Annotated in this window: 15 protein-coding genes; 9 read left to right on the top strand and 6 right to left on the bottom strand. The window is 45.1% G+C overall.

Annotation, left to right across the window (positions count from 1 at the left end; genetic code table 11):
* The first annotated feature begins 455 nt into the window (after window positions 1-455).
* The gene (gene leuS / locus G636_RS0112225) at window positions 456-2876 is read left to right on the top strand and encodes a leucine--tRNA ligase (protein WP_026508281.1); all 2421 of its coding nucleotides are present in this window, start codon (window positions 456-458) and stop codon (window positions 2874-2876) included.
* Between the two features lie 440 nt (window positions 2877-3316).
* Window positions 3317-3586 (top strand): late competence development ComFB family protein, encoded by a 270-nt coding sequence (locus G636_RS0112220; protein WP_026508280.1) that lies wholly within the window; start codon window positions 3317-3319, stop codon window positions 3584-3586.
* Here G636_RS0112220 and G636_RS18485 read toward each other — a convergent pair.
* Entirely contained in the window at window positions 3540-5891 is a 2352-nt protein-coding gene (locus tag G636_RS18485; RefSeq protein WP_051226978.1) for a DEAD/DEAH box helicase, read from the bottom strand. The genes G636_RS0112220 and G636_RS18485 overlap by 47 nt on opposite strands.
* A 118-nt stretch (window positions 5892-6009) precedes the next feature.
* Here G636_RS18485 and G636_RS0112210 point away from each other — a divergent pair, with 118 nt between their 5' ends.
* A complete protein-coding gene (locus G636_RS0112210; protein WP_035779642.1) occupies window positions 6010-7377 on the top strand; it encodes an ATP-binding protein in 1368 nt (455 codons plus the stop codon).
* A 134-nt stretch (window positions 7378-7511) separates the two neighbouring features.
* Here the strand turns inward: G636_RS0112210 and G636_RS18480 are convergent, their stop codons facing one another.
* The 3 genes from G636_RS18480 to G636_RS0112195 all read right to left on the bottom strand — a co-directional run bounded on the left by G636_RS18480 (window position 7512) and on the right by G636_RS0112195 (window position 11601).
* Window positions 7512-8543 carry a sugar ABC transporter substrate-binding protein gene (locus G636_RS18480; protein ID WP_051226976.1) on the bottom strand — a complete coding sequence of 344 codons (1032 nt, stop codon included), beginning with the start codon at window positions 8541-8543 and terminating at the stop codon, window positions 7512-7514.
* Window positions 8544-8600: 57 nt separating this feature from the next.
* Window positions 8601-10394 (bottom strand): methyl-accepting chemotaxis protein, encoded by a 1794-nt coding sequence (locus G636_RS0112200; RefSeq protein ID WP_026508278.1) that lies wholly within the window; start codon window positions 10392-10394, stop codon window positions 8601-8603.
* Window positions 10395-10659: 265 nt separating this feature from the next.
* The gene (locus tag G636_RS0112195) at window positions 10660-11601 is read right to left on the bottom strand and encodes a D-2-hydroxyacid dehydrogenase (RefSeq protein ID WP_026508277.1); all 942 of its coding nucleotides are present in this window, start codon (window positions 11599-11601) and stop codon (window positions 10660-10662) included.
* A gap of 268 nt (window positions 11602-11869) precedes the next feature.
* Here G636_RS0112195 and G636_RS19700 point away from each other — a divergent pair, with 268 nt between their 5' ends.
* From G636_RS19700 to G636_RS0112165, 6 genes are all read left to right on the top strand, one after another.
* A complete protein-coding gene (locus G636_RS19700) occupies window positions 11870-13576 on the top strand; it encodes a sensor histidine kinase (protein WP_026508276.1) in 1707 nt (568 codons plus the stop codon).
* Complete coding sequence (locus tag G636_RS0112185; RefSeq protein ID WP_026508275.1) at window positions 13551-15116, top strand: response regulator transcription factor; 1566 nt, start codon at window positions 13551-13553, stop codon at window positions 15114-15116. Before G636_RS19700 ends, G636_RS0112185 begins: the two co-directional genes overlap by 26 nt.
* A gap of 193 nt (window positions 15117-15309) precedes the next feature.
* Window positions 15310-16668: an ABC transporter substrate-binding protein gene (locus G636_RS0112180; RefSeq protein WP_026508274.1), complete on the top strand. Its 1359-nt coding sequence runs from the start codon at window positions 15310-15312 to the stop codon at window positions 16666-16668.
* A gap of 110 nt (window positions 16669-16778) precedes the next feature.
* Window positions 16779-17645, top strand: a complete 867-nt coding sequence (locus G636_RS0112175; RefSeq protein WP_026508273.1) for a carbohydrate ABC transporter permease — start codon at window positions 16779-16781, stop codon at window positions 17643-17645.
* A gap of 13 nt (window positions 17646-17658) precedes the next feature.
* On the top strand, window positions 17659-18483 hold the full coding sequence (locus G636_RS0112170; RefSeq protein ID WP_242826967.1) for a carbohydrate ABC transporter permease: 825 nt from the start codon (window positions 17659-17661) through the stop codon (window positions 18481-18483).
* Between the two features lie 39 nt (window positions 18484-18522).
* Entirely contained in the window at window positions 18523-20763 is a 2241-nt protein-coding gene (locus G636_RS0112165; RefSeq protein ID WP_026508271.1) for a glycoside hydrolase family 65 protein, read from the top strand.
* 15 nt (window positions 20764-20778) lie between these two features.
* Here G636_RS0112165 and G636_RS0112160 read toward each other — a convergent pair whose 3' ends face one another.
* The gene (locus tag G636_RS0112160) at window positions 20779-22656 is read right to left on the bottom strand and encodes a TerB N-terminal domain-containing protein (protein WP_026508270.1); all 1878 of its coding nucleotides are present in this window, start codon (window positions 22654-22656) and stop codon (window positions 20779-20781) included.
* Between the two features lie 192 nt (window positions 22657-22848).
* Entirely contained in the window at window positions 22849-23328 is a 480-nt protein-coding gene (locus G636_RS0112155; RefSeq protein WP_026508269.1) for a MarR family winged helix-turn-helix transcriptional regulator, read from the bottom strand.
* Window positions 23329-23584 lie beyond the last annotated feature (256 nt).

Here is a 23584-nt window from a genome sequence, read left to right as displayed (position 1 = left end):
GTTTATTCCACGGTCCTATTGACAGGCTCGCTTTCCTGCGTGCGAAGTCTACGCCGATAACGGGGAACTGAACATGAGTTACAGTCATACCGTTATCGGATATTCATTATACGCAGGAAAGACACTACATTCTGTACTGATACATGAACATAACCTGGGGCTCTGCCCCAGACCTCGGCCTCCTCCAAAGAACTGAATCTTGGTGCTCTGGCTCACAGGGATGTTCACTCGTTACCGAAGGAAGCGCTGCCCTAAGTGTAAGAGTAAATTCCACATAACATGAAGTGGAATTAGGTGTAAGAGTAACTTCAACTTTTCCCCCTTTGAAGTGGAATTTAACTTTTCACTTCATACTACTTTATTAATATATAGTTCTTTTTGACAGTAGTTGTGTAATTTGCTAAAATATCGCTAATATTGTGGCCTTATGAAAGGCACCGGCAGGGAGGTAAGTCATGGAATACAAGCCAAAAGAAATAGAACCCAAATGGCAAAAATACTGGGAAGAGAATCAGACATTCAAGACAGATGTATGGGATTTTTCAAAGCCCAAATATTATGTTCTGGATATGTTTCCCTATCCTTCAGGAGTAGGTCTTCACGCAGGACATCCGGAAGGCTATACAGCTACTGATATTGTTTCCAGAATGAAGAGGATGCAGGGATACAACGTTCTTCATCCCATGGGATATGATTCTTTTGGTCTGCCTGCTGAGCAGTATGCGGTTTCTACAGGTAATCATCCTGATGGATTTACAGAGAAGAATATAGAGACCTTTACAGGTCAGCTTAAAGAGCTGGGATTTGACTATGACTGGTCCAAGATGGTCAAGACCTCCGATCCCAAGTTTTATCACTGGACACAGTGGATCTTCAGAGAGCTCTACAAGGACGGTTATGCCAAGTATGTAGATATGCCTGTTAACTGGTGTGAAGAGCTGGGAACAGTATTGTCCAATGATGAAGTAATAGATGGCAAGTCTGAAAGAGGTGGCTATCCTGTTATCCGCAAGAACATGAAGCAGTGGGTCATTGACCAGCAGGCTTTTGCAGAAGATCTCCTTAAGGGACTGGATGAGATCGACTGGCCTACATCTACCAAGGAGATCCAGAAGAACTGGATTGGAAGATCTGAAGGTGTAGAGGTTGACTTTAAGATCGTAGGCGGCGGAGAGTTCTCTATCTATACTACTTGTATAGAAACTATATATGGTATCACCTTCATGGTATTGGCTCCTGACGGAGAGACTGTAAAGGAACTGATGCCCAGGATCCAGAACAAGGAAGCTGTCCAGGAATATATCAATGAGACACTGAAGAAGACAGATATGGACCGTACCGAGCTCAATAAGGGTAAGTCCGGTTGTCCTCTTGAAGGCATCTACGCAATCAATCCTGTTAACGGCAAGGAAGTGCCTGTATATATCGGTGATTTCGTACTGGGCGGATATGGTACAGGTGCTGTTATGGCAGTTCCTGCTCATGACCAGAGAGACTATGAGTATGCAAGCTTCCATAAGCTACCTCTTATCGAAGTCATCACAGGTGGTGATATCTCAGAGAAGGCTTTTGAGAAGCAGGAGTATCTTGGAGTAGAAGGACCTGTACTTGTTAACTCTGAAGAGTTTAATGGCATGACAGTAGCACAGGCCAAGGAAGCTATCACAGATAAGCTGGTAAAGATGGGCGTAGCCAGAAAGACTGTAAACTACCGCTTCCGTGAGTGGATCTTTGCAAGACAGAGATATTGGGGCGAGCCCATGCCTGTAGTATATCTGGAGGATGGTCAGATCCATGTACTGGATGATGATGAGCTGCCTCTGGTACTTCCTGAGCTTGAGGACTATAAGGGCAAGAACGGCAAGGCTCCACTTGATAACGCTACTGAGTGGAAGCAGTATGAACATAACGGCATAAAGGGTACAAGAGAGACTTCTACAATGCCCGGTTCCGCAGGTTCATCCTGGTACTATTTCAGATATATCGATCCTGATAATGAAAAAGAATTTGCAAATCAGGAGCTCCTTAAGCACTGGATGCCCGTAGACCTCTACGTAGGCGGTCCCGAGCATGCGGTAGGACACCTGATCTATTCCAGGATCTGGAATAAATATCTCTACAAGAAGGGCCTTTCTCCTGTAAGCGAGCCCTTTAAGAAGCTGGTACATCAGGGCATGATCCTGGGTGCCAACGGCATCAAGATGGGTAAGAGATTCCCTGAGTTTGTTGTGAATCCCAGCGATATAGTAGAGAAGTATGGTGCTGATACCCTGCGCCTTTACGAGATGTTCATGGGAGCACTTGAGGCATCCAAGCCCTGGTCAGATCAAGGCGTTGAAGGTGCAAGGAGATTTGTGAACAAGGTATGGAATTATTTTTCAGATCCTGCTCACATCAGCGAGGAAGATCCTGATCGTCTCACAAGGCTCTATCATCAGTCAGTGAGAAAGATCACCGGAGACTTTGAGACACTGGGCTTTAATACAGCTATTGCTCAGATGATGATCTTCATGAACGAAGCTACAAAGGGAACCTGTCCCAAGGCTTATGCAGAAGGCTTTGTAAAGATGTTCTCCTGCGTATGTCCTCACATGGGAGAAGAGCTCTGGTCACTCCTTGGTCACGAAGGAAGCCTTGCTTATGAGAAATGGCCCCAGTACAGCGAAGAGCTCTGCAAGGAAGATGTTGTAGAGATTGGTGTGCAGGTCAATGGTAAGGTAAGAGGCGTAGTGGGACTTACAGATGATGACACTCAGGAGAGCGCTCTTTCTAAGGCACAGCAGATCGATACCGTTAAGAAGGCGATGGATGGTAAGAACGTAGTAAAGGTCATCTACGTAAAGGGCAAGATCCTGAATATCGTTGTTAAGTCATAAGGTGTCAAAATAAACTTTTCGACAGCTATATCCTTTTATTGCAGACAGATCCCCCAAAGAAGACAGTGGAAACAAAGTCTTCTTTGGGGGATTTTTACGTTTACTAATGCTTGATAAAAATAAAGGAGAGAAACCTATCTCAGTATATGCATTATCTCAAATACTTTAACTATTGGCAGCTGAAATAAGCTAATATATTGACTTTTTATATATAAAATAATCAAGATAACCCACCACCTTTAGGTGGTGGGAATATCTTGATTACGGGTGCGGGGTTATAAGCCCCGTACCCGTAGAACTGCGTCAGCAGTGATTTTATAACGAGCAAAAAGCGAAGCGTTTGCGAGTTTAACTTATAAAAAAGAAAAACTAAATTATATAAAATCTTACCCGATATATGATTTGTAGGATATTAATGGTGATCCTGTGGAGGTAAGCATATGGATCTGCAAAACTATATGGAGATAGTGGTACAGTCTAAGATAGATCAGGTGCTGAAAATGTTTCCCAAGTGCTGTCACTGTGACGTATGCAAAAGGGATATAGCCATTCTGGCACTTAATCATCTTCCGCCTAAATATATCTCCACAGAAAAGGGTAAGATATTTATGCAGATGGAAGAGAGCAGCAGTACCTCCGATGCTATGGTAGTGCAGGAGATAGTCAAGGCAATCGGTATTGTGTCTGAGCATCCAAGGCATGATGGCTGATATACTTTTTCCAGGATCTGACTCTTTTAAGCATCTCATCAGTACCCAGTACACTCATTGCAAAGCCCTTCCGCACCAGGTCGGGAGGGACTATCTCGTCATATTTTTCAAAAACAGGAACTTCACCGGGATATAAGAGCTCCATGGGATCAAGAGGAATATCTGCCGCCTCTGTAACTATCTCATAGAAGTCTTGTTCTGATGCCTTCATGGTAAACTGCATGAAATAAGGCCTGCTGGAATCCATTCCTTTAAGGGCAAGAAGGGGGGCGCATCTGATTTTTAAAAAGCGCTCAAGAGCAAGGAAGGAGTAGCTTCCAAGCCAGGGAAAAAGGGCCCACATATTGCCGCCAAGGCATACAAGGGGTCTATCAGTGATAGCCGCAGCCCTGCAGGCTTTTCTGCCTTGTGAAAGCCTGGCAAGGGCATTTTGCATAAGATAGGGATATGTCCTGTCTTCCTCTAACACCTTCTTCATTCTCTCCAAAATATGAGTATGGATATCCCCGGGGCACTGGCCAAAGTATGCCGGTACCTGCCCCTTGACAGCTGTGCAGTATACGTTGTGGCGCTTGTGATCCACATCCTCCACTAGCCAGGTGCCACCTGCAATGGCAATCTTTTCACCGATTGGAGGTGGCGCAACTATGGTGCCCAGTTCCTGGGAATCATTTCTTACGGTATATTCCACATTCTCCTGGAATACCGCATAGAATTTATAGGAATTGATCACTCTTTCACCGGAGAGCCCCACGATAAGGCCGCCGTTTTCAGTCTTTTGGATATGATCTATATCTATAAGGTGCAATAGCAGGAGCTTGAAATCCTCCTGACTGATGCGATGAAAATATGAGAGTGATAATATCCTGGCTGCCAGCTCAGCAGGGGTCATCTCGCCGCCGGAAGCAAGGGTGGACATAGTTTGGTGATAGAGAAGGGAATAGGGGAGTCTGTCAAGGGCAGGGGGTTCCACCCAGCGCTCTTCCAGATATACCTGGACAAGCGCTATACCCTGGATCAGCTTCCATGGCACGGTCTCAGGGAGCATGGCCCTGGCCTCAGGCTCATCTTCACGAAATACAAACCACATCTCCGGAGGCAGCTCTCTTCGGCCTGTCCTGCCCATCCTCTGGAGAAAAGAGGAGACGGTAAAGGGCGCATCTATCTGAAATGCCCTCTCAAGGCGTCCTATATCTATGCCCAGTTCCAAAGTAGCGGTTGTCACAGTGGTAAGATATGAATCTTCATCCTTCATCTCTTCCTCAGCAGTCTGGCGATAGGAAGCGGACAGGTTGCCATGATGGATGAGGAAGCGGTCCTTTTCCTTCCTGGCTTCACAGTAGCCGCGAAGGGTAGTGGTGACAGCTTCTGCCTCTTCTCTTGAATTGCAAAATACCAGGCATTTCTTGTCTCTGGTGTGTTCAAATATATATCCCATACCGGGATCTGCAGACTTTGGAGCTTTATCTGTGGCGGGAGCAAGGACTGGGAGAGGCGATGCATCCTCTGTTGGAGGAGACTGGATCACTCCGTCTATGATATCTCCGCCTTCTTCCATTTCCACAGCTCTCTTACTCTTGCCGGGAGCTTCACCTGCCTGGGGGCCTTGGATATAGAAGTGCTCCATGGACAATCGCCAGGTCTGCCCCTTTATATCTATCTTGGGGATCACGCAGCCTCTGCCGGAGCCGGAGGACAAAAAGCGCCCTGTGGATTCCAGATCTCCTATGGTGGCGGACAGCCCTATACGCCTGGGACTAGCACCTGCCATGCGACAGAGCCTCTCTATGAGGCAGAGCGTCTGGCCGCCCCTGTCTCCTCTCATCAGGGAATGCACTTCATCTATTACAATGAAGCGAAGGTCCCCAAATAGCCTGGCAATATCTCCGTGCTTGTGCAGCATAAGAGCTTCCAGGGATTCGGGTGTGATCTGCAGGATGCCGGAGGGTGATTTTAATAGCTTGTTCTTGTGAGACTGATTCACATCCCCGTGCCAGTGCCATACCGGTATCTGGGCTCTGTCGCAGAGATCTGTGAGGCGGGAGAACTGGTCATTGATCAGGGCCTTTAAAGGCCCTATATAAATAGCACCCACAGATGCGGGAGGATCCTCGCTTAATAAGGTGAGTATGGGAAAGAAAGCAGCCTCCGTCTTGCCCGAAGCTGTGGAAGCACACAGCAGAAGATTATCATCTGTATTAAATATTGCATCGCCTGCAGCAACCTGGATAGCTCTTAAGGACTCCCAGCTGTTCTCATATATAAAGTCCTGGATAAAGGGTGCATATCTGTCAAATACGTTCACAAAAGGCTCCTTTATATGTTGAAAAAAAGAATTTAAAAAGCTAAGATATGTAATATGATGAATTAAAACTGCTATAATTACTATAACATGTTCCGGAGAAAAAAGAGGATACTTTATTTTGGATACCAATAACAGAGTGATACCAAAGAGAATAGCAAGCAGTGTGATCCAGTCCTTAAAGGGCGGCGTAGTGCCCAGGATCGGGCTTCCGTATATAACAGTAGGCAGGAAGAATGAGATAGATGCTCTTCTTCATGACGTGGATATCATATCAGAGGGAGGAGCCTCCTGCAGATTTATAGAAGGCAGGTACGGAAGCGGTAAGAGCTTTCTTATCCAGACTATCCGTAATTATGTGATGGACAGGGGCTTTGTGGTAATGGATGCAGACCTTTCCCCTGAGAGAAGGCTTTATGGCAACAAGGGCCAGGGCCTTGCCACTTACAAGGAGCTCATACAGAATATGTCTGTGAAGAGCAGGCCTGAAGGAGGAGCCCTTAGCCTTATATTGGATAAATGGATTCAGGGAGTATCCTCCGCACTAATAATGGAAGGAGTTCCCAGTGATAACCCTTCTTTTACTGCGCAGGTAGAGAAACGTATATTTCAGGTGATCTCCTCTATGAACGACCTGGTACATGGCTTTGACTTTGCCAGGATCCTGACCATATATTACAGGTCCTATGCAGAGGGGGATGAAGCATTAAAGGCTGCTGTTATCAAGTGGTTCAGGGGTGAATATGTCAATAAGACCGAAGCCAAAAGAGAGCTTGGCGTAGGCATAATAGTGACTGATGATGATTGGTATGAATATATGAAGCTCTTTGCCTACTTTTTTAAGCAGGCAGGTTATAGCGGACTGATGGTGATGATAGATGAGCTGGTCAACATCTATAAGATTCCTAATGCCATCACAAGGCAGTACAATTATGAGAAGATACTCACGATCTATAATGACACTCTTCAGGGCAAGGCCAGGTATCTGGGCTTTATCATGTGCGGCACGCCTCAGGCTATCGAAGATCAAAGAAGAGGTGTGTACAGCTATGAAGCACTAAGGTCCAGGCTGTCTCAGGGCAAGTTCTCTGGGGAAAGGCTCAGGGATATGCTGGCTCCGGTTATCCTCTTAGAGCCCCTTACAGCAGAAGAGATGCTGGTACTGTGCGATAAGCTTGCAGATATTCATAAGAGGCTCTACGACTGGGATTTACAGCTCTCGGATGAAGACCTGGCGGTATTTATCAGGATAGAATATGGCAGGATAGGAGCTGACAGTCATATCACGCCCAGAGAGGTGATCAGGGATTTTATAGAGCTACTTGATATACTTTATCAGCATCCGGGACTTGATGTAGAAGCACTCCTGTCATCGGACGAATTTTCCTATGCCAAGGACCCTCTTGCCCAGCAGGAGGATGAAGCAGTGCTATCTATTATGGCTGATGATAATGACAGGGATGAAGGCTTTGCAGAATTCACCCTATGATCGAAGAACGGCAGCGTTTTACAGGCAGCAGCCATCTTACACCAAAAACCCTAAAGCAGACTGTTATGTACCCTCTTTACTGGACAAACCAGTAAGGAGGGTACATATTATCAAAAGCGCCGCTATGATAAAGATCATTTCATATTACTAAGGATAGCATTAACGTTATCAGCAGTGATAGGGCTGAAACCTCTGAATACGTTGTGTGAGCCCTGCTGATCAGCCAGTACCAGTGCGATCATGGCAGCTGCTGCATTACCTGTATCAACGTCTGAGCCTTCAAAACCAATGATGCCTCTGCAGGCCTCATCGGAGAGGATGGCATTGAGCTGTCTCTTGGTAACGTCCGTAGTGATGACGCCAACTTCTTCAGGAATCTGTGAATTGTAGAAGTTCATATAGGACTCATTGGCACCTATCATAGCACCGGATCCGATACCTACTGCGATATTGCAGTCAGGTGTTTCCTTGAGTACCTGATCCATAGCGGCCTGAGCCTGATCAGGATTAAGTCCGTCAACCTCTGCTACGATCTCAAACTTGCCGCCGGCCACATCTTCCATTCCCTTCTTTATTCCATTTCCTCTGTCCAGGAGTACTTCCAGGGCGTCATATCCAATGAAGCATACCTTAGCTTTATTGGATGCGTCATAATGCTCATTGATAAAATCGCCTGCAAGCTTACCAATCTCAATTCCCAGTGACATATTGTCCAGGATCCAGTTAACATCGGAATTTGTCATGGTATCATCCCAGCACATAACCTTGATACCCTTACTTCTTGCCTGGCCGCAGAGATCTTCAATAGCGTTCTTATCTGCTGCATGTACCAGGATAAAGTCGTAGTTATCTGTGATGAAGTTTTCTATCTGTCCGATCTGTGTATCCACATTCTGATCGCAGGCTACCAGCTTATAATTAGCCTGATATTTGGTCAGGACCTCTTCCAGTCCGCCCATGACACCTGCCCAGTATGCGTTATCCAGAGACTGGATGGTGATACCGATCTTCTTGTCTTTAAGAGAGTTTAGATCAGCCTTGCTATAATAGGCGGAATCAGCCTGAACTTCTCCTTCGGGAACGTTAAAGGCTTTGCCGCCGCCTCCCTTGGCACAACCTGTAAGGAGTATTACGCCTGTAAGAACCAGAGCAATGAGTTTTTTCATAATATGATCTCGTTCCTTTCTTGAATGCTGCGAATCTGATGATTTCAGTAGCTATGATTAATTAAACATGGATACTGAAGATGTCAGATCGTCAGATACGTCCGTATTGGTCTTAACAGCAGAACTGATATCAGAGATCTCGTTAACAATCTCCTGTGAATTCTCTGCAGACATTGTGATGGCCTTGGAAGACTCATCAATGGATTCGGAGATAGAGTTGATATCTTCGATCATCTTGGCCATGGTCTCGGATAGTATGTCAGCTTTGTTTGTGAAGGTCTGGACCATATCGGAGACGGTTCGTGATGTTTCCATATAATCATCACCCAGAGTACCGAAGGTATCATAATCCGACAGTACAGTGGAGTTGATAAATTCAATAACCTGAGTAGCATTTTCTGACAGAGCCTGCACGGCACTGGTCACTTCGTTGGAGATAGACTGGATATTGCCGGCTGTCTGGTGGGAATTTGCAGCCAGTTCGCCGATCTCTTCAGCAACGACAGCAAAGCCCTTACCTGCTTCACCTGCTCTTGCTGCCTCGATAGAAGCATTGAGAGACAAAAGGTTGGTACGAGATGCAATCTCCATGATATTGGCTGTGAGGCCGTTGATCTGGGATACCTTTTCGGAATCTCTTACTGACTGTTCGAGAGTAGCGGAGAGAGTTTCAACCTTGGCTTTGGCGCCGTCCTTACGGGAAGCGGTATCTGCCTTGATAGTCTCTGCACTTTCCTTGATCTGTCCGGCGGTATCCAGACCTTCTCTTGCCTGATTACGGATATCCTCTGTAGCCTTGTCTACATCATTCATCCTGTTGTTCAGTTCCTGAGTGATGGTAGATACAGAGTCCATAGTAGCGGACAGCTCTTCCATGGCAGCAGAGGTATTCATGATATTACCTGATACTTCGTTGATTCTCTGAGATACATTTGAGGAGGACTGCTCAAGGACAACTGTGCCGTCCTTAACCTTGCCGATAATAGACTGAAGGGTATTCATGAATGAGTTGAAGCCATTTACGATCAGGCTCAGCTCGTTGTTGGTCTTGGTATCAAGACGCTTGGACAGATCTCCGTGTCCTTCATCAATGGCATTAACGATACCGCCAATCTCGCCTGTGATATGTTTGATCTTGTTAACAAGAGTAAAGTTAGTAAAGGCAAGAGAAACCAGGATAAGGAGAGCAACAATGATTGAAATGATGATTGACAGGGTGTAGGCACTGGAAAGTCTGGCTTCAACCGCAGGACTTACACGGTCTACCACGATGATAACGTCATCTTCCATAACCTTGATGGAAGTCTGAGCGTCAGACATATCTGACTGATACTGACCATCAAGCAGATCAAAGGCTGCCTGATAATCGCCTGCTTCTACCAGGTCCAGTATTTTAAACACATCGGTAAAATAGGTTTCGATCTTGGCGGAAGCATCTTCAACAGCTGCCTTACCGGGAGCGAACATCTCCCAAAGAGAATTGTCTCTAAGATATGCTTCCTGGCTGGGGAGCTTGTTATAGAGACTTTCAATCTCCAGACGGTAATTGGATGCATTTCTCATCTTGATGGCATCCGCAGTATCTTCCTGGGTACAGATCCTGGCCAGGGCACTAACGTCAGAAACCGCTGTGCTCACATTGGCCTTCATATTGCCCAGAGTGAGCAGAGTCTCAGAGGAGACATCCAGCGAAGTAACGGCATAGTCCTTGATGCTTGTCATGGAGCTAAGGTTAAACACAGCGAAGACGACAAACATGATCAGGATGATCAGGTTAAGGACTGTAGTCTGGAAGCTGATAGAGTGGAACAATCCGACCTTGTTATTTGCGGAGTTTTCTTTATTACTCATTCTACTTTTCCTCATGTGCTATATTTATAGTTGCGACTTGTATATCGGATAGTATTGCCTAAAATTAATGCTATATTGCTGAAAAAGAGAAATTTTTTTATAGAGAATATGATTTATAGTATTAAAAAACATAAAAAAAGAAAAGCGCTGAACATCATGGTATTCAGCGCTATAGAAACTAATAATTAATAATAGTTTCCACATTTGAAAGCAGAGAAATTATGAAATATAATTCTAATTTTTAGAAGCTTTGATAGCACTGTCTTTAGGAATTAGCAGCCAGATACTCCCTGATCTGTCCTTCAATGATCTTCATAAGGCGCGTCCTGGCTTCCACACTGGCCCAGGCTATGTGGGGAGTGATGAGAAGTCGGGAGCTGTCCTTGATAGTCATCAGAGGATTGTCAGCTGCTATGGGCTCTACCGAGAGTACATCAAGACCTGCTGCTGCGATGGTGCCGTCAGTCAGAGCATCTGCCAGATCTGCCTCATTGATGATGGGACCCCTTCCCAGGTTCAGCAGAATGGCAGATTTCTTCATCAGGGCCAGGGTATCTGCATTTATAAGATATTTGGTATCAGCATTAAGAGGAGCATGTATTGAGATTATATCTGAATCTCTAAGGAGCTCTTCCAGGCTCTTTTCCTCATGATCAGGGTTATGATTTTTGCCTGAGGTGGAGTAGTAGGAGACTTTGCAGCCAAAGGCTTTGGCCAGATCAGCTACCCTCCTTCCAATATTGCCAAGACCTATGATGCCCCAATTCATGCCGCTAAGCTCATGGTAGTGTCTTTCAAAATGGGTAAACATATAGTCCCCGGCATAGCCTCCGGACTTGACATATCTGTCATAATAATCCATATTCTCAAGGAGATAAAAAAGCATGGCAAAGGTGTGCTGGGCCACAGATTCTGTGGAATAGCCCGCTACATTTCTCCAAGCGATCCCCCTCTCATCCAGATAATCCAGATCCAGGTTATTGATACCGGTAGCTGTGACGCATACAAGCTTTAAATGCTCAGCATTTCCTATAGTCTGTCTGTTTACTGGGACCTTATTTAATACTATCACGTCTGCGTCAGCGGTTCTTATAGCCGCTTCCTCCGGAGAAGAGTAATCATAGATCACCAGTTCTCCAAACTCCTTAAAGGGAGAGAGATCTATGTCTTCTCCGATTGTCTTTCTATCCAGGAATACTATCTTCATATGGCACCTCTTCGCGTAAGGATTATTATTCACACAGTCCACCATACATATCATTTCATCCCCAGTCAATAGCAGTGCAAAGAGCATTGTAAGCGTTTTTGGTAAAAATATCGATATAAAGGTAAAATGAGTACAAGAAATATTTGATCAAGCGGGAAAGTAAAAATGGGAATGTAAAAATATTCCAAGAAGCAGGGCATTAAGAGCATTCATAACAAATGTCTCTGACGATAAAATAATAACGAATACGATAATTCAAGGGAACAATATGAGCGATCAGAATAATAAAGAATTACATAAAGATATATTTGATGAAAAGCAGGAAGAGAAAAAGGGAAGCGGTGAGCTTTATAAGTTCATTGTGATCCTGATCATAGTCTTTGTTGTGTATGTAAGCTATGTGACCAGCACTATCTATGATAATATCCTGGAGTCCTTTGAGCAGAATATTGAGTCTATGGCCGAGGTGACTACGGATAATCTGGACAGGACCATATCTCTCATAAGGACTGCTACCTATAACCTCTCAGGCTCTGATTCTGTAGATAACTGGCTCAAGGATCAGACCTATTTTTCACTTGGGGGTAAGGCCAATCTGGAGAATCAGATTCTCCTCAACAAAGAGATGCAAAATCTCCTTGTCAGCTCCAGTGCATGGAACTTGCAGCTATTTGACTATATCACTCTCTACGAGGATGAGACCCTTCTTGCGACTTCCTATACCAAGCCGACCAATCTCAAGATGATCTCGGATGAGACCTCAAGAGTAGAGGGTATCATATCAAATACAGATGACTATTCTCTTATGATACCGCCCACGGCATCTAATCCCAGAATATTTACCACGCTTAGGATCCAGTCTGATTTTACCAGTGATCACAGCCTCTATATCATTGGAGCAACCAGTGAGGAGTATTTTAGAAAATCCTTTGAGGATGCGGCTTCTTATGAAGGCGCTCTGACATATATAGTGGGCCCCGGGCAAAAGGTATATTCCTCCAATGATGCTCTTATGCTGGGCAAAAAGATTCCGGATGAGATCATGACCAGCTTTGAATCAGCTGGGGACGGCGAAACAGTCAGAGTATGGTACGATGGTAATTCCTACACAGGGCTCAAGAAAAGAGTAAATGCAGACTTTAGCTTTGTCTGCCTTATCCCCTACAGCGTACTGGTATTTAGGACCATTGGCGGCATGAAGAGCTTCTTTATAGTGTCGGTTATAGTGGCAGTCTTTTCCATACTGATGTTCATAATATTATCAGGCAGGATCAGGAAGCTGGAAAGGTCCGGATATGAAGCCAGGATCCTCCTAAAGGATTCAGAGATCAGGTCCTTGCAGCATCAGATGAATCCTCACTTTCTCTTTAATATACTCCTGACCATACAGATAAAGGCCAAGATGGCAGGCAATGAAGCTGTGACCAGTATGATCGCATCCCTTTCAGGACTCTTAAGGGCAGGTATCTACAAGGATGAGAGGACCTTTATCACCATCAGGGAAGAGCTAAAGCTGGTGAACTATTATCTGGAACTGCAAAAGGTCAGATATGAAGACCGACTGACCTATAGCATAGATATTGATGATGAGACTATATACGATGAGATGATACCCAGGCTGGTAATAGAGCCAATGGTAGAAAATGCTATAGTACACGGCATCGAGAATACCGAAGGGGAAGCCAGGGTAGAGGTGATCCTAAGGCGGCAGGATGAGGATGTAGCCATCCACGTATTGGACAACGGGGCAGGCTTTGACGTGGATGAACTAAGTGACAGCAAGAAGACGGCTCCCGGAGAGGAGAGCAGGGACAAGACCGGCATCTCCAATACAGATCAGCGTATAAGGCTCCTTTGCGGAGAGGCCTACGGAATCAATATCAGAAGTAATAAGGGAGAAGGGACGGATGTTATGATAAAGATCCCTTCCAAGGAAAGGAAACAAAGTCATGACCAGGATCATAGTCGTAGATGACGAGAGAAATATAAGAGAAGGAATAGTGCGCCTCATAGACTGGGATGCCCTAGGCTGCGAGGTGGTGCTCAGCGCATCAGGAGCAGCTCAGGTGCTGTCATATCTGGAAAAAAACAGTGCAGATATAGTGATCACAGATATTAAGATGCCTGTAATGGACGGCCTTGAATTATCAAGAAGGCTTGGGGAGTCTTATCCAAGTCTTAAGGTGATAATCCTCACTGCATATCAGGATTTTGAACTGGCAAGGACTGCCATCAGATACGGGGTAAATGATTTTATCATCAAGAACGACTTCTTAGAGGAGCTTCCCGCAGCAGTATCCAAGACTATAGAGGAGATCGAAGAAGAGAGAGGCCAGGGACAGGAGGTGCTCATAGGCTCAGTGTCCCAGAGGCAGGAGGAATACCTAAGACGCCTTACTGAAGGCGGCGGTAGAGACAGCGGCGTAGAAAATGAGCTGGCTCTTGCAGGCAAGAATTTTGTACTCTGTGCATTTGAAATGGACAAGACTGACCCCGATGACGGCAAGCACAACCTGAGAGAAGTATTAGAGCATATCCTGGATATCTCTCTAAAGGGCTGCGACCACTGCCTGATCAAAATGGGCGAGGCACACGGTCTTATAGTGATCTGGTACGCTCCGGGTACAGGTATAGGCCTTAGTACAGTCCTTAATTATGTCAGCAGCATCACCACTATGGTGGAAGAGTTTATGAGACTGGATCTGAGGATGGGTCTGTCCAGAGAGCACGATCTCTCCTCAGATATGAGACAGGCAAAAGAAGAAGCCTACAAAGCTCTGGCAGGTATCAGGGTGGCTGGCTCTGACGTGGCTGTATATACAGACCCGGATATCATGAATTCCTCCAGCATACCCATCGATGCAGACAGGGAGATGGCTATGATCTCCGATGCGGTATTTGATGAAGGGAGCGATCTGGCAGCAGGCCTGTTAAAAGAGTTTTATGACAAGCTCTCAGAGTCCGGCTGCACCTTTGAGCAGTGCCAGCTCTATATGCTGGTCATCTGCTCCAGTGTAATCCACAAGGCTGTCAGGTATCAGATCGATGTCTCCCAGGACTTCAACAGATTGGAAAATGAGATCTATGAAAAGATCCAGGGTTCAAGGACTATCTTTAGCCTGGTAGCTATAGGTACAGATACCCTCTCTTCCATCAGGAGGATCTGCATAGGTAAAAAGAATTACAGAAATGAGCTGGTGGAGAAGGTCAATGATTACATCAGAAAGAATTACAAGGATGATGTGACCTTGGGCAGCATAAGCGCAGCTCTCTATCTGAATCCCAGCTACCTCTCAAGAGCTTATAAGAAGTTGACAGGCAAGACCATCACAGAGCGTATTACCATGCAGAGGATAGACAAGGCCAAGAGCCTTCTATTGTCCACTAATATGAAGATATATGAAGTTGCCAGGGAAACAGGCTACAACGATCCTGCCTATTTTACCAACGTATTCCTGAAGCAGACAGGCAAGAGCCCTACTGACTTTAGAATGTATCCCGGTAAAGAATTTTAAATCTATATCAAATATTTCCAAGATAAAGGATGAGGATAAGGCTTTTGACACCTTCACAGTCAAAATTATCATGATGAAGGGAAAATGAATCTATTAAGCTCTGGACTCATAAAGGGTAAAGTGTTAGATGTCGGGAGGGGAAAGAGGCCCGGCGATAGCCAATAACCTTTTTTAGAGGAGGATTTTAAGAGTTATGAAAAGAAAGACAGAGAGAGTTCTGGCAGCTCTTATGGCAGCAACAATGCTGGCTGGCTGCGGAGCCACATCAAAGACAGAAAAAACAGAAGAGATTCCTGCAGAGGCTCAGGAAACAGCTCTTTCAGATTCAGCCGATGAATCATCTGACGGTCCCGTTGAGATCAGCTACGCTACATTCATGGTAGGTTCTCACGCATCTGCTGAAGCAGAGACAGAAGTTATCAATGCATTCAACGAGCAGTATGAAGGCAAGATCAAGGTAGTAGTAGAGGAGCTTCCCAGTGATGATGCTTATGTAGATAAGATGAAGGTCCTGGCTGCATCCAAGTCCCTTCCGGACGTGCTGATCGGCAAGAACGGTATCAGAGAGCTGGCTATTGAAAACGGCCAGGCTACGGATATCAAGCCTTACCTTGATGAGGATGCTGAGTGGATGAAGTATGTAGGCGAAGGCGCTGCATCTTATAACACAACAGAGGATGGCAAGATCTATTCCATCTCCAACCAGCGTCAGCTTATCGGATATTTCTACAACAAGGAAATGTTCGATGCAGTAGGTATCACTCCCGCAAAGACATGGGATGAGTTCATGGAGAACAACAAAAAGCTTAAGGATGCAGGTTATACACCCCTTTCACTTATGACAGGTGAGAACTGCTGGACAACCAATCTTCTCCTTGGCGCGTATGTAGGAACAGACGGAGACGAAGGCAACAAGTTCATGAACACCTTCTATCCTGAAAGCTACAACACAGATTCTATGGTAAACGGCCTTGAAATGATAAAGACCTGCCTTACAGATTATTCAACACCCGATGCAGTTGGCGCTATCTATGCAAATGCTGCTAACTCCTTCGAGCAGGGTCAGACAGCTATGATCCCCAACGGACCTTGGATGTGCCCTGATTTCACAGATGAGACCAAGTCTCTTCCCGGCTTTGGCGACAAGGTTGGCGTAGCACTTTATCCCGGCGACGGCCTCTTCACACAGTATGAAGTAGGTTATATCCTTTGCACAGAAGGCAAGTCCGATGCTGAGAAGGCTGCAGCTCTTGAGTTCCTTAAGTTCAAGACAGGTGCTTACGCTCAGAGCGTATTCCTTGAGAAGGCAGGCGTACTTCCTCTTACAGAGAACGTAGCTCTCTCTGATGAGTACAAGGCAGCTAACCCTCTTCTGGTAGACCTGATCGAGCAGTCTGCAAACGCTAAGTACACATTCGGCAACTTTGATAACCAGGCATACTCCAGCGTAATGGATGAGTTTGCTGTAAGCTATCCCGAACTGGTATACGGCGAGATCTCTGCTGCTGATATGGCTCAGAACCTTACAGATGCAATTGCTAAGAATAAATAATCTTTTCTAAAAAAGCGCCCCGTCTGAACCAGGAGTGGCCTGACGGGGCGATATTTATGCCCAATTCTTGGCCCAAATCACCCAAAATCTCCTGAAAATGAGGCAAAAAAATGACCAGAAATAAAAAATGGATAGCAATATTTCTCCTTCCGGGAGTAGCGCTTTTTGCATATATTTTTCTTGCTTCCCTCCTTGTCCTTATAACAACATCTTTTACAGACTGGACAATCGCAGGCAAGCTGAGCTTTATAGGAATAAAGAATTACGTAGATCTGTTTACAGCTGATAAGGGATACCTTACAGCCCTTAAGAATACTATCGTCTGGATATTCCTCCAGTCTACCATCCACGTACTCTTTGGTACAATGGTGGCCCTGATACTGGCCAAGAAGCACTGGTATTCCAATGCGATGCGTACAGTATTCTTCATACCCAATATCATATCCTCTGCGGCTCTTGGAATGCTCTTTTTGTGCATACTCAATCCTCAGTTCGGACTTATCAACAACCTGATCAAGAAAATAAATGGCGACTTTAACGTGAACTGGTTCATGGATCCAAAGACCGCCTTTTTGTCAGTCACTCTTACATGGCTGCCCTATGCAGGACTGGTAACAATTCTGGTGATCTCAGAGATGAGCTCCATCTCCGACGAGATCATAGAGGCAGCCAAGGTAGATGGTGCAACACCTCTCCAGGCTGACCTATATATAGTACTTCCACTGATGCGCAATATCATAGGTACCAGTACAGTTCTGGCTGCCACCTCCATGCTTCAGAAGCTGGACATCATCATGATGACTACTTCCGGCGGCCCCGGCGTACGTACAATGAATATGCCCATGTACCTCTATCAGACTGTATTTTCCAATAACAATTTTGGACTGGCCAATGCACAGGGTGTGCTGCTGATCCTCCTCGGAGTATTGTCCCTGGTGATCATCAGGAAGCTCTATCGCATGGATGATGAGGATTAAGGGGGTAATTGAGATGACTAAATATATCAAGAAAACGATGGTAGCAGCTTTGATGCTGTTCATAATACTGATCGCCCTGACTCCTTTTATATGGGTATTCATGGCCTCCTTCAAAACCAATGCGGAGATTCTCTCAGGAACCATAGGTCTCCCCAAGGTACTCCACGTTCAGAATTATGTAACAGCATTTAAGCTGGCGCCTCTTGTAACTTTTTATAAGAACAGCATTATCGTAGGTATCGTTGCGACATTGTTAAATCTCATAGTCTGCTCTATGGCAGCCTATGTAGTGGTAAGATGCGACTTTAAGGCAAAGGGCCTTGTCACACTGATCTTTTCCATAGGACTGATCGTACCGGCAGCCGCTCTGCTCCAGCCCCTCTATACCACACTTCAGGCATCGCACCTCTACAATACACTGACAGGACTGATCCTGGTATATACAGCTATCGGTATGCCTACCACCTTCTATGTAATGGTGTCCTACATCAGGACTATCCCCTTTACACTGGAAGAAGCTGCATATATTGATGGCTGCGGCTTTGCCAGAACCTTCTTTACCATAGTCCTGCCTATTACCAGGCCCGCTTTTGCTACAGCAGGTGTTATACAGTTCCTCCTGGCATGGAATGAGTTCCAGTTCGCCCTGACTCTGACAGGCGAGACTTCCAAGAGGACCCTGCCGATAGCTCTTTACTACTTCAAGTCCGCATTTGCCTCCGATTACGGTGCAATGTTTGCGGCTACAGTAGTTGTTATCACTCCTTCCATCCTGATATTTATCCTGCTGCAGAAACAGATCATCTCAGGTCTGGCAGCAGGATCGGTAAAGGGATAAAATGTCCCAGACTATTTAGAAAAAGGATGACTAGAAAAGATGCAGATGATAGTGACAAAAGATAATCTTGAAGATTTCTATTTAAAAGACCCCGGATACGATCCGGCTACGTCTAAATATTACGAAGGCATCATGACTCAGGGAAACGGATATATGCATGTCCGTGGCTCCTATGATGAGGGTCTTATTGCTGAAAAGCAGGATCTGGAATATGACAGAAAGCCTGCAAATGTAACACTTGAAGTCCAGAGATTCCCCCTTTCCAAGTGGGGAACCTTTGTACCCGGGGTAGTGGGGCCCCACCCCTTTCTGATGACAGAGATGATCAATCAGCCATATTTCTTTGATACCGTCCTTACTGTGGACGGTGAAAGACTGGATATGGCAGAGAGCAGGATATCAGATTATGAGAGGATCCTTAATCTCTCAGACGGAGTCCTTACAAGGAGCTTTAGATGGGACTGCAGAAATGGGGCAGCACTAAGGCTTACCTATAAGAGATTCATCTCCATGGACAGAAAGCATTTGGCCCTGTCCCAGCTTATGATAAAGGGCCTGTCAGGATCAGCAAGAGTGCAGATAGACGCAGGTATCAATGCAGGCGTCAGGACCAATGGCTTTGATCACTTTACATCTATCAGGAAGAACCAGAGACAGACAGGTTGCAGCCTTGAAGTTGAGACCAATGGTGGTAATAAGGTCCTTATCGTATCCGAGATAGAAGCTGATGCAGACTTTTCGGGCAAGAAGGATATAAATGATGCCATCTATTCTTCAGGCACAGTAGAAATAAATGAAAATACAGAATTTCTAATGACCAGATATATAGCTCTGTGCACAGACAGGGATCAGGAAGAAGACTCTCTGTCCTTCCGTGCCAGATCTGTGATAGAAGAGGCAAGAAGAGCCGGAGCCCAGACAATATATGATGATCATAAAACTGCCTGGGAGAAGAGATGGTCTGCATCTGATATCAGGATAAAGGGCGATCACAGAGCCCAGCTTGCTATAAGGGCCAGCATCTATCACCTGATGAGAGCAGCAGACAGAGAAGATCCAAGAGTGGCTATAGGTGCCAAGGGACATGCAGGCGAAGCCTATTTTGGACGTTATTTCTGGGATACAGAGATCAATATGCTCCCCTTCTTCCTCCACACAGATCCTGAAGCAGCAAGGAACCTTCTGATGTTCAGATATCTGACTCTGGACGGCGCAAGGGAGAATGCGAAAAGCTATGGTTATCCCGGTGCCAGATATGCCTGGGAGTCATCAGTATCAGGACATGAGGAGTGTGCATGCTGGCAGTATGCTGATCACGAGATACATGTGACTGCTGATATCGCCTATGCTATGAAGAATTATATAAGTGCAACAGGCGATGAAGAATTCATGGAGAATTTTGGTCTGGAGATCCTCATAGAGACTTCCAGATACTGGGTTAAAAGAGCAGACAAAAACAGGAACGGGGAGTACGAGCTACTGGCAGTCATGGGGCCTGATGAATACCTGCCCATGACCAGGAATAATTATTATACCAACAGAATGGTGAAGTTCTCACTGGACCTTACCTGCGCAGAGCTTGAATCCCTGGAAGAAAAGGAGCCATTAAAATACAGAGTCCTCAAAGAAAGACTGGGCCTTAAGGATGATGAGAAAAAGCTTTTTAAGGAAGTGGCAGATAATATGAGACTGCCAAAGACTGATGACGGATCAGATATTGTTCCTCAGAGTGATGACTTCTTTGATTATGCGGATATAGATTTTGATGAGGTATGGAAGGACAGGAGCAAATGCTTTGGTACCTGCATATCTCAGGAGCACAACTACAGGGTCAAGGCTCTAAAGCAGGCAGATGTTCTGGAGAACATGCTCCTCTTTGGACCTGAATTTACAGATGAGGTAAAGAGCAAAAACTATGATTACTATGAGCCTATTACTACTCATGATTCATCTCTGTCTGCGGCTGTCCACGGTATCATCGCAGCAAGGCTTGGCAGGATGGACGAAGCAGAAAAGTTCTTGGACAAGGTAATAGATATAGATATGGACGAGGCAGCAGGCGGCGCCAAAGAGGGTATACACATCGCCAACTGCGGCGGACTCTGGCAGCTCATAGTATATGGGTTTGCAGGCCTTGGACCGGCTATGTGGAACGAGAGTGCTGACTTTAAGCCTATGCTTCCTGCGGGCTGGGAAGAGCTTGAGATCCCCTTCTTCTGGAAGGGCAGAAGCCTTAAAGTAGTGATCTCCGACAACAAGGCTGTCCTCATCGAGCGATAAGTAAAGGGAAAGTAGTTATAGATATTTTTGCAGATCGGGGATATAGTCCTCCACAAGACAGAGCTTGTCCTCATCGTATTCGATCACAGTATCACCAAGTTCGTCATAGAAAAAATTATTAATTTCATCTATCTCCACGGATAGCATAATCCTTTCACTGGCAGCAAACCCGTTAAGATCACCGCCTTGAAGTAAGAGAGAGAGTATCTCTTTCTGAATAGGGGTAAAAGGCGATGACGGGTTTGCTGCCTCCTCTTTTTCATCATCAACTGATGGGCCTGGGATTATTCCCGTCTCATTATCAACTGATGGGCCTGGGATTTTTCCGGTCTCTTCATCATCAGATTGACCCAGGATAAATTCTGCCTCATCTTCGTCTATTATGAGCTTGTCTCTGGTAACAGCAGCATCTTTTCTGATATCTCCAAGGCGTGAAAAATCAATATTGATCACAGGCTTTGCTGCGGTCTCTTTATCTTTTAGATATTCCCTGACCAGTTCGCCTATCATGCCTATAATGCTGGGACTTAGGCCCATAGTCTTCTTAAGAGGGTGGCCTAACCCTGTGAGAGCGCGGAGCTGCCTGTCTGTTTCCTTGCATATGGCGCCTATTTCCTTGCTTTTTTCAGGAGAGGTGATATAACCCTCCAGGGTCCAGTTGCCCTTTTTGCATCTGTATACACGACCGCTGTTTACCTTATATTCATAATCCTCGTATTGAAGATGGTCATAAAAGACGGCAGTCCTGAATAAATGGCAGGGGATAACTGCCTTGTGTCCATAGCTGCGCTCTATAAGCCCGTGCTGATCATGCTCCTTAAGGTAGCGGTCAAGGCCCCGGTATACTCTGGCCAGAGCGCATACCATATCTGAGGGGAGCTTTTTGTAGATGAGAGATGACAAGGGGTCATAATGGGATACTCTGCACAGGCAGGCAAAGATCTCTTCATCAGTCATGGAAATGTTTTGGGGATCAGATAAGGCTGCAATGGCAGAGAGGATATCGCTGCTGTAATTGCCCTCCAATAGGTTATGGTCCAGATTGTAATAAATGACATAGTCATTTAGCCAGAGGCTGATGTTATCATGAAGGCCCGGATCCTTGTCCCCAAATATACGGTCGATCTTTTGGATGGCATGAAAACCCTCAAGAGGATCTGTCACGCCTATTCCGGCTAATAATTCATACAAATATAAATATATAAATGATATAGATGTACTGTGGACCTTCCCATGCCTGTAATCTGTCCTCCAGGCAAAATAGCCCCTGAGCTGATCGTCATTCATCACATGGTAGGTGGGATAGAAACGTATAAAGCGGCCGGTGAAAACATAGCCATCCTCGTAATCCTCAGCAAGCTTTGCCTGCTTGTAGAAACAGAGCGCTTCGTAATTACTGCTTCTGCTAAAAGGATCGTAGAGGGCTTTAAGCTCTTTTAGTTTATCAGGAAGAGAAGCAGAACTCTTTCGCCCCAGGGGGATAGCTTCATCAGAGTAGGTAGATGTAAAGCGCACTGCGCCATCTTCCTTTGTCAGATCATAGCTTTTTTCAAGGAGATAGATGATCGTATCCATGCATGCGCTTCCGTCCAAAAGTATAGTAAGCCAGCTGCTCTTACTCATATGATAAGCAGGTAGAAAGCCGGGCTTTCCCAGGTAATAGACTATGTCAGCAGAGTCAGCGCGCACATCAAGGACATCGATTATCTGCCTATTTTGAAGGCCCAGTCTGGAAGCCTCTACATTCATGATCAGTCCAAACCATTTCTTGGAGGCATCATGACGAAGGACTGCGTATTCGTTTAAGAGGTCCCAGGGATATACAGGGCTAATATGGTATTTGTCCCTGCAATAGTCCAGTATCTGATTTCTAAGTGAAGTTTGTGGGATCATGGCACTCCTTGTGATCACATAGCGTATAAACTGATTGTCAAGCCATGTGATGATATCCGTATGCTTTATAGTCTTTCTTTATGATACATCAGGCCCTTTATAATGGGCAAAGTATTTTTGAAAGGTCATCTACACGCATAAATAAACCCTATGCAGGATCCTGCATAGGGTTTGGTGATAGATTCCGAAGTTTCAGAAGCTTTTCTTTCCGTCTTTTTTCCTGTACTGATCGGTATTCAGTTCAGGTATGAGCTCCTTGTCTATAATGGTCAGCATCTCCCCAAGCTTTTTTAGATCTTCTTCAGAGAAGCGTTCTTTGCATCTTTCGTCCAGCTTTTTGATATAGCTAAGGTTAGCCCTGTAAATAGAATTATATTTGCTGGTGGGTTTGATGTGATATTCCCTTTGATCCTCTTTGGATCTGGTACGATCTATATAGCCCTTTTCCTGAAGAGAGTTGACCCTGTATGCAGCATTTGGAGCTGATATGTTCATCATCTTTGCAAATTCTGCAATGGTAGGATTGCCAAGGGCCTGGATACATTCCATGCTAAGCGTCTCAACGGTTGTAAGAGAATTCTTGCCGGAATCGATCCTTGAAAAAACCTGTACATAAAAATGGATTCTGAACTTGCTGTAAATGGATGATAAAGATTTAATGATAGATTCCACTTTCTTCCTCCTGAAAACATGACAAAAAACCAAATCTGTCAACTTTCTCATCTAGTATAACAAATACTACTTTATTAATGCAACGAAAAAAATAGAAAAACGTTATAAACTGCAAGCTCAAAAAGAGTTTACACCTGGGTTTTTAGAGGTTTTATATAAAAAGTTTTAACTAAAAGCGGCGTTCTAAATTGTTTCCAATGGCGATATTATAAGTGTTATAATTGTTTCAATAAGGATAGAAACAAGGCGATTTTTT

Source organism: Butyrivibrio sp. MC2013 (assembly GCF_000424585.1).
Lineage (GTDB): Bacteria > Bacillota > Clostridia > Lachnospirales > Lachnospiraceae > Butyrivibrio.
Note: the sequence above shows the minus strand (reverse complement) of the source record. Positions and strands in the feature narration are given on the sequence as shown.

Coding starts and splice junctions, on each gene's coding strand:
- leuS (WP_026508281.1), top strand. CDS start 456: ATGGAATACAAGCCAAAAGAAATAGAACCCAAATGGCAAAAATACTGG.
- G636_RS0112220 (WP_026508280.1), top strand. CDS start 3,317: ATGGATCTGCAAAACTATATGGAGATAGTGGTACAGTCTAAGATAGAT.
- G636_RS18480 (WP_051226976.1), bottom strand. CDS start 8,543: ATGAAAAAACTCATTGCTCTGGTTCTTACAGGCGTAATACTCCTTACA.
- G636_RS0112200 (WP_026508278.1), bottom strand. CDS start 10,394: ATGAGTAATAAAGAAAACTCCGCAAATAACAAGGTCGGATTGTTCCAC.
- G636_RS0112195 (WP_026508277.1), bottom strand. CDS start 11,601: ATGAAGATAGTATTCCTGGATAGAAAGACAATCGGAGAAGACATAGAT.
- G636_RS19700 (WP_026508276.1), top strand. CDS start 11,870: ATGAGCGATCAGAATAATAAAGAATTACATAAAGATATATTTGATGAA.
- G636_RS0112185 (WP_026508275.1), top strand. CDS start 13,551: ATGACCAGGATCATAGTCGTAGATGACGAGAGAAATATAAGAGAAGGA.
- G636_RS0112180 (WP_026508274.1), top strand. CDS start 15,310: ATGAAAAGAAAGACAGAGAGAGTTCTGGCAGCTCTTATGGCAGCAACA.
- G636_RS0112175 (WP_026508273.1), top strand. CDS start 16,779: ATGACCAGAAATAAAAAATGGATAGCAATATTTCTCCTTCCGGGAGTA.
- G636_RS0112170 (WP_242826967.1), top strand. CDS start 17,659: ATGACTAAATATATCAAGAAAACGATGGTAGCAGCTTTGATGCTGTTC.
- G636_RS0112165 (WP_026508271.1), top strand. CDS start 18,523: ATGCAGATGATAGTGACAAAAGATAATCTTGAAGATTTCTATTTAAAA.
- G636_RS0112160 (WP_026508270.1), bottom strand. CDS start 22,656: ATGATCCCACAAACTTCACTTAGAAATCAGATACTGGACTATTGCAGG.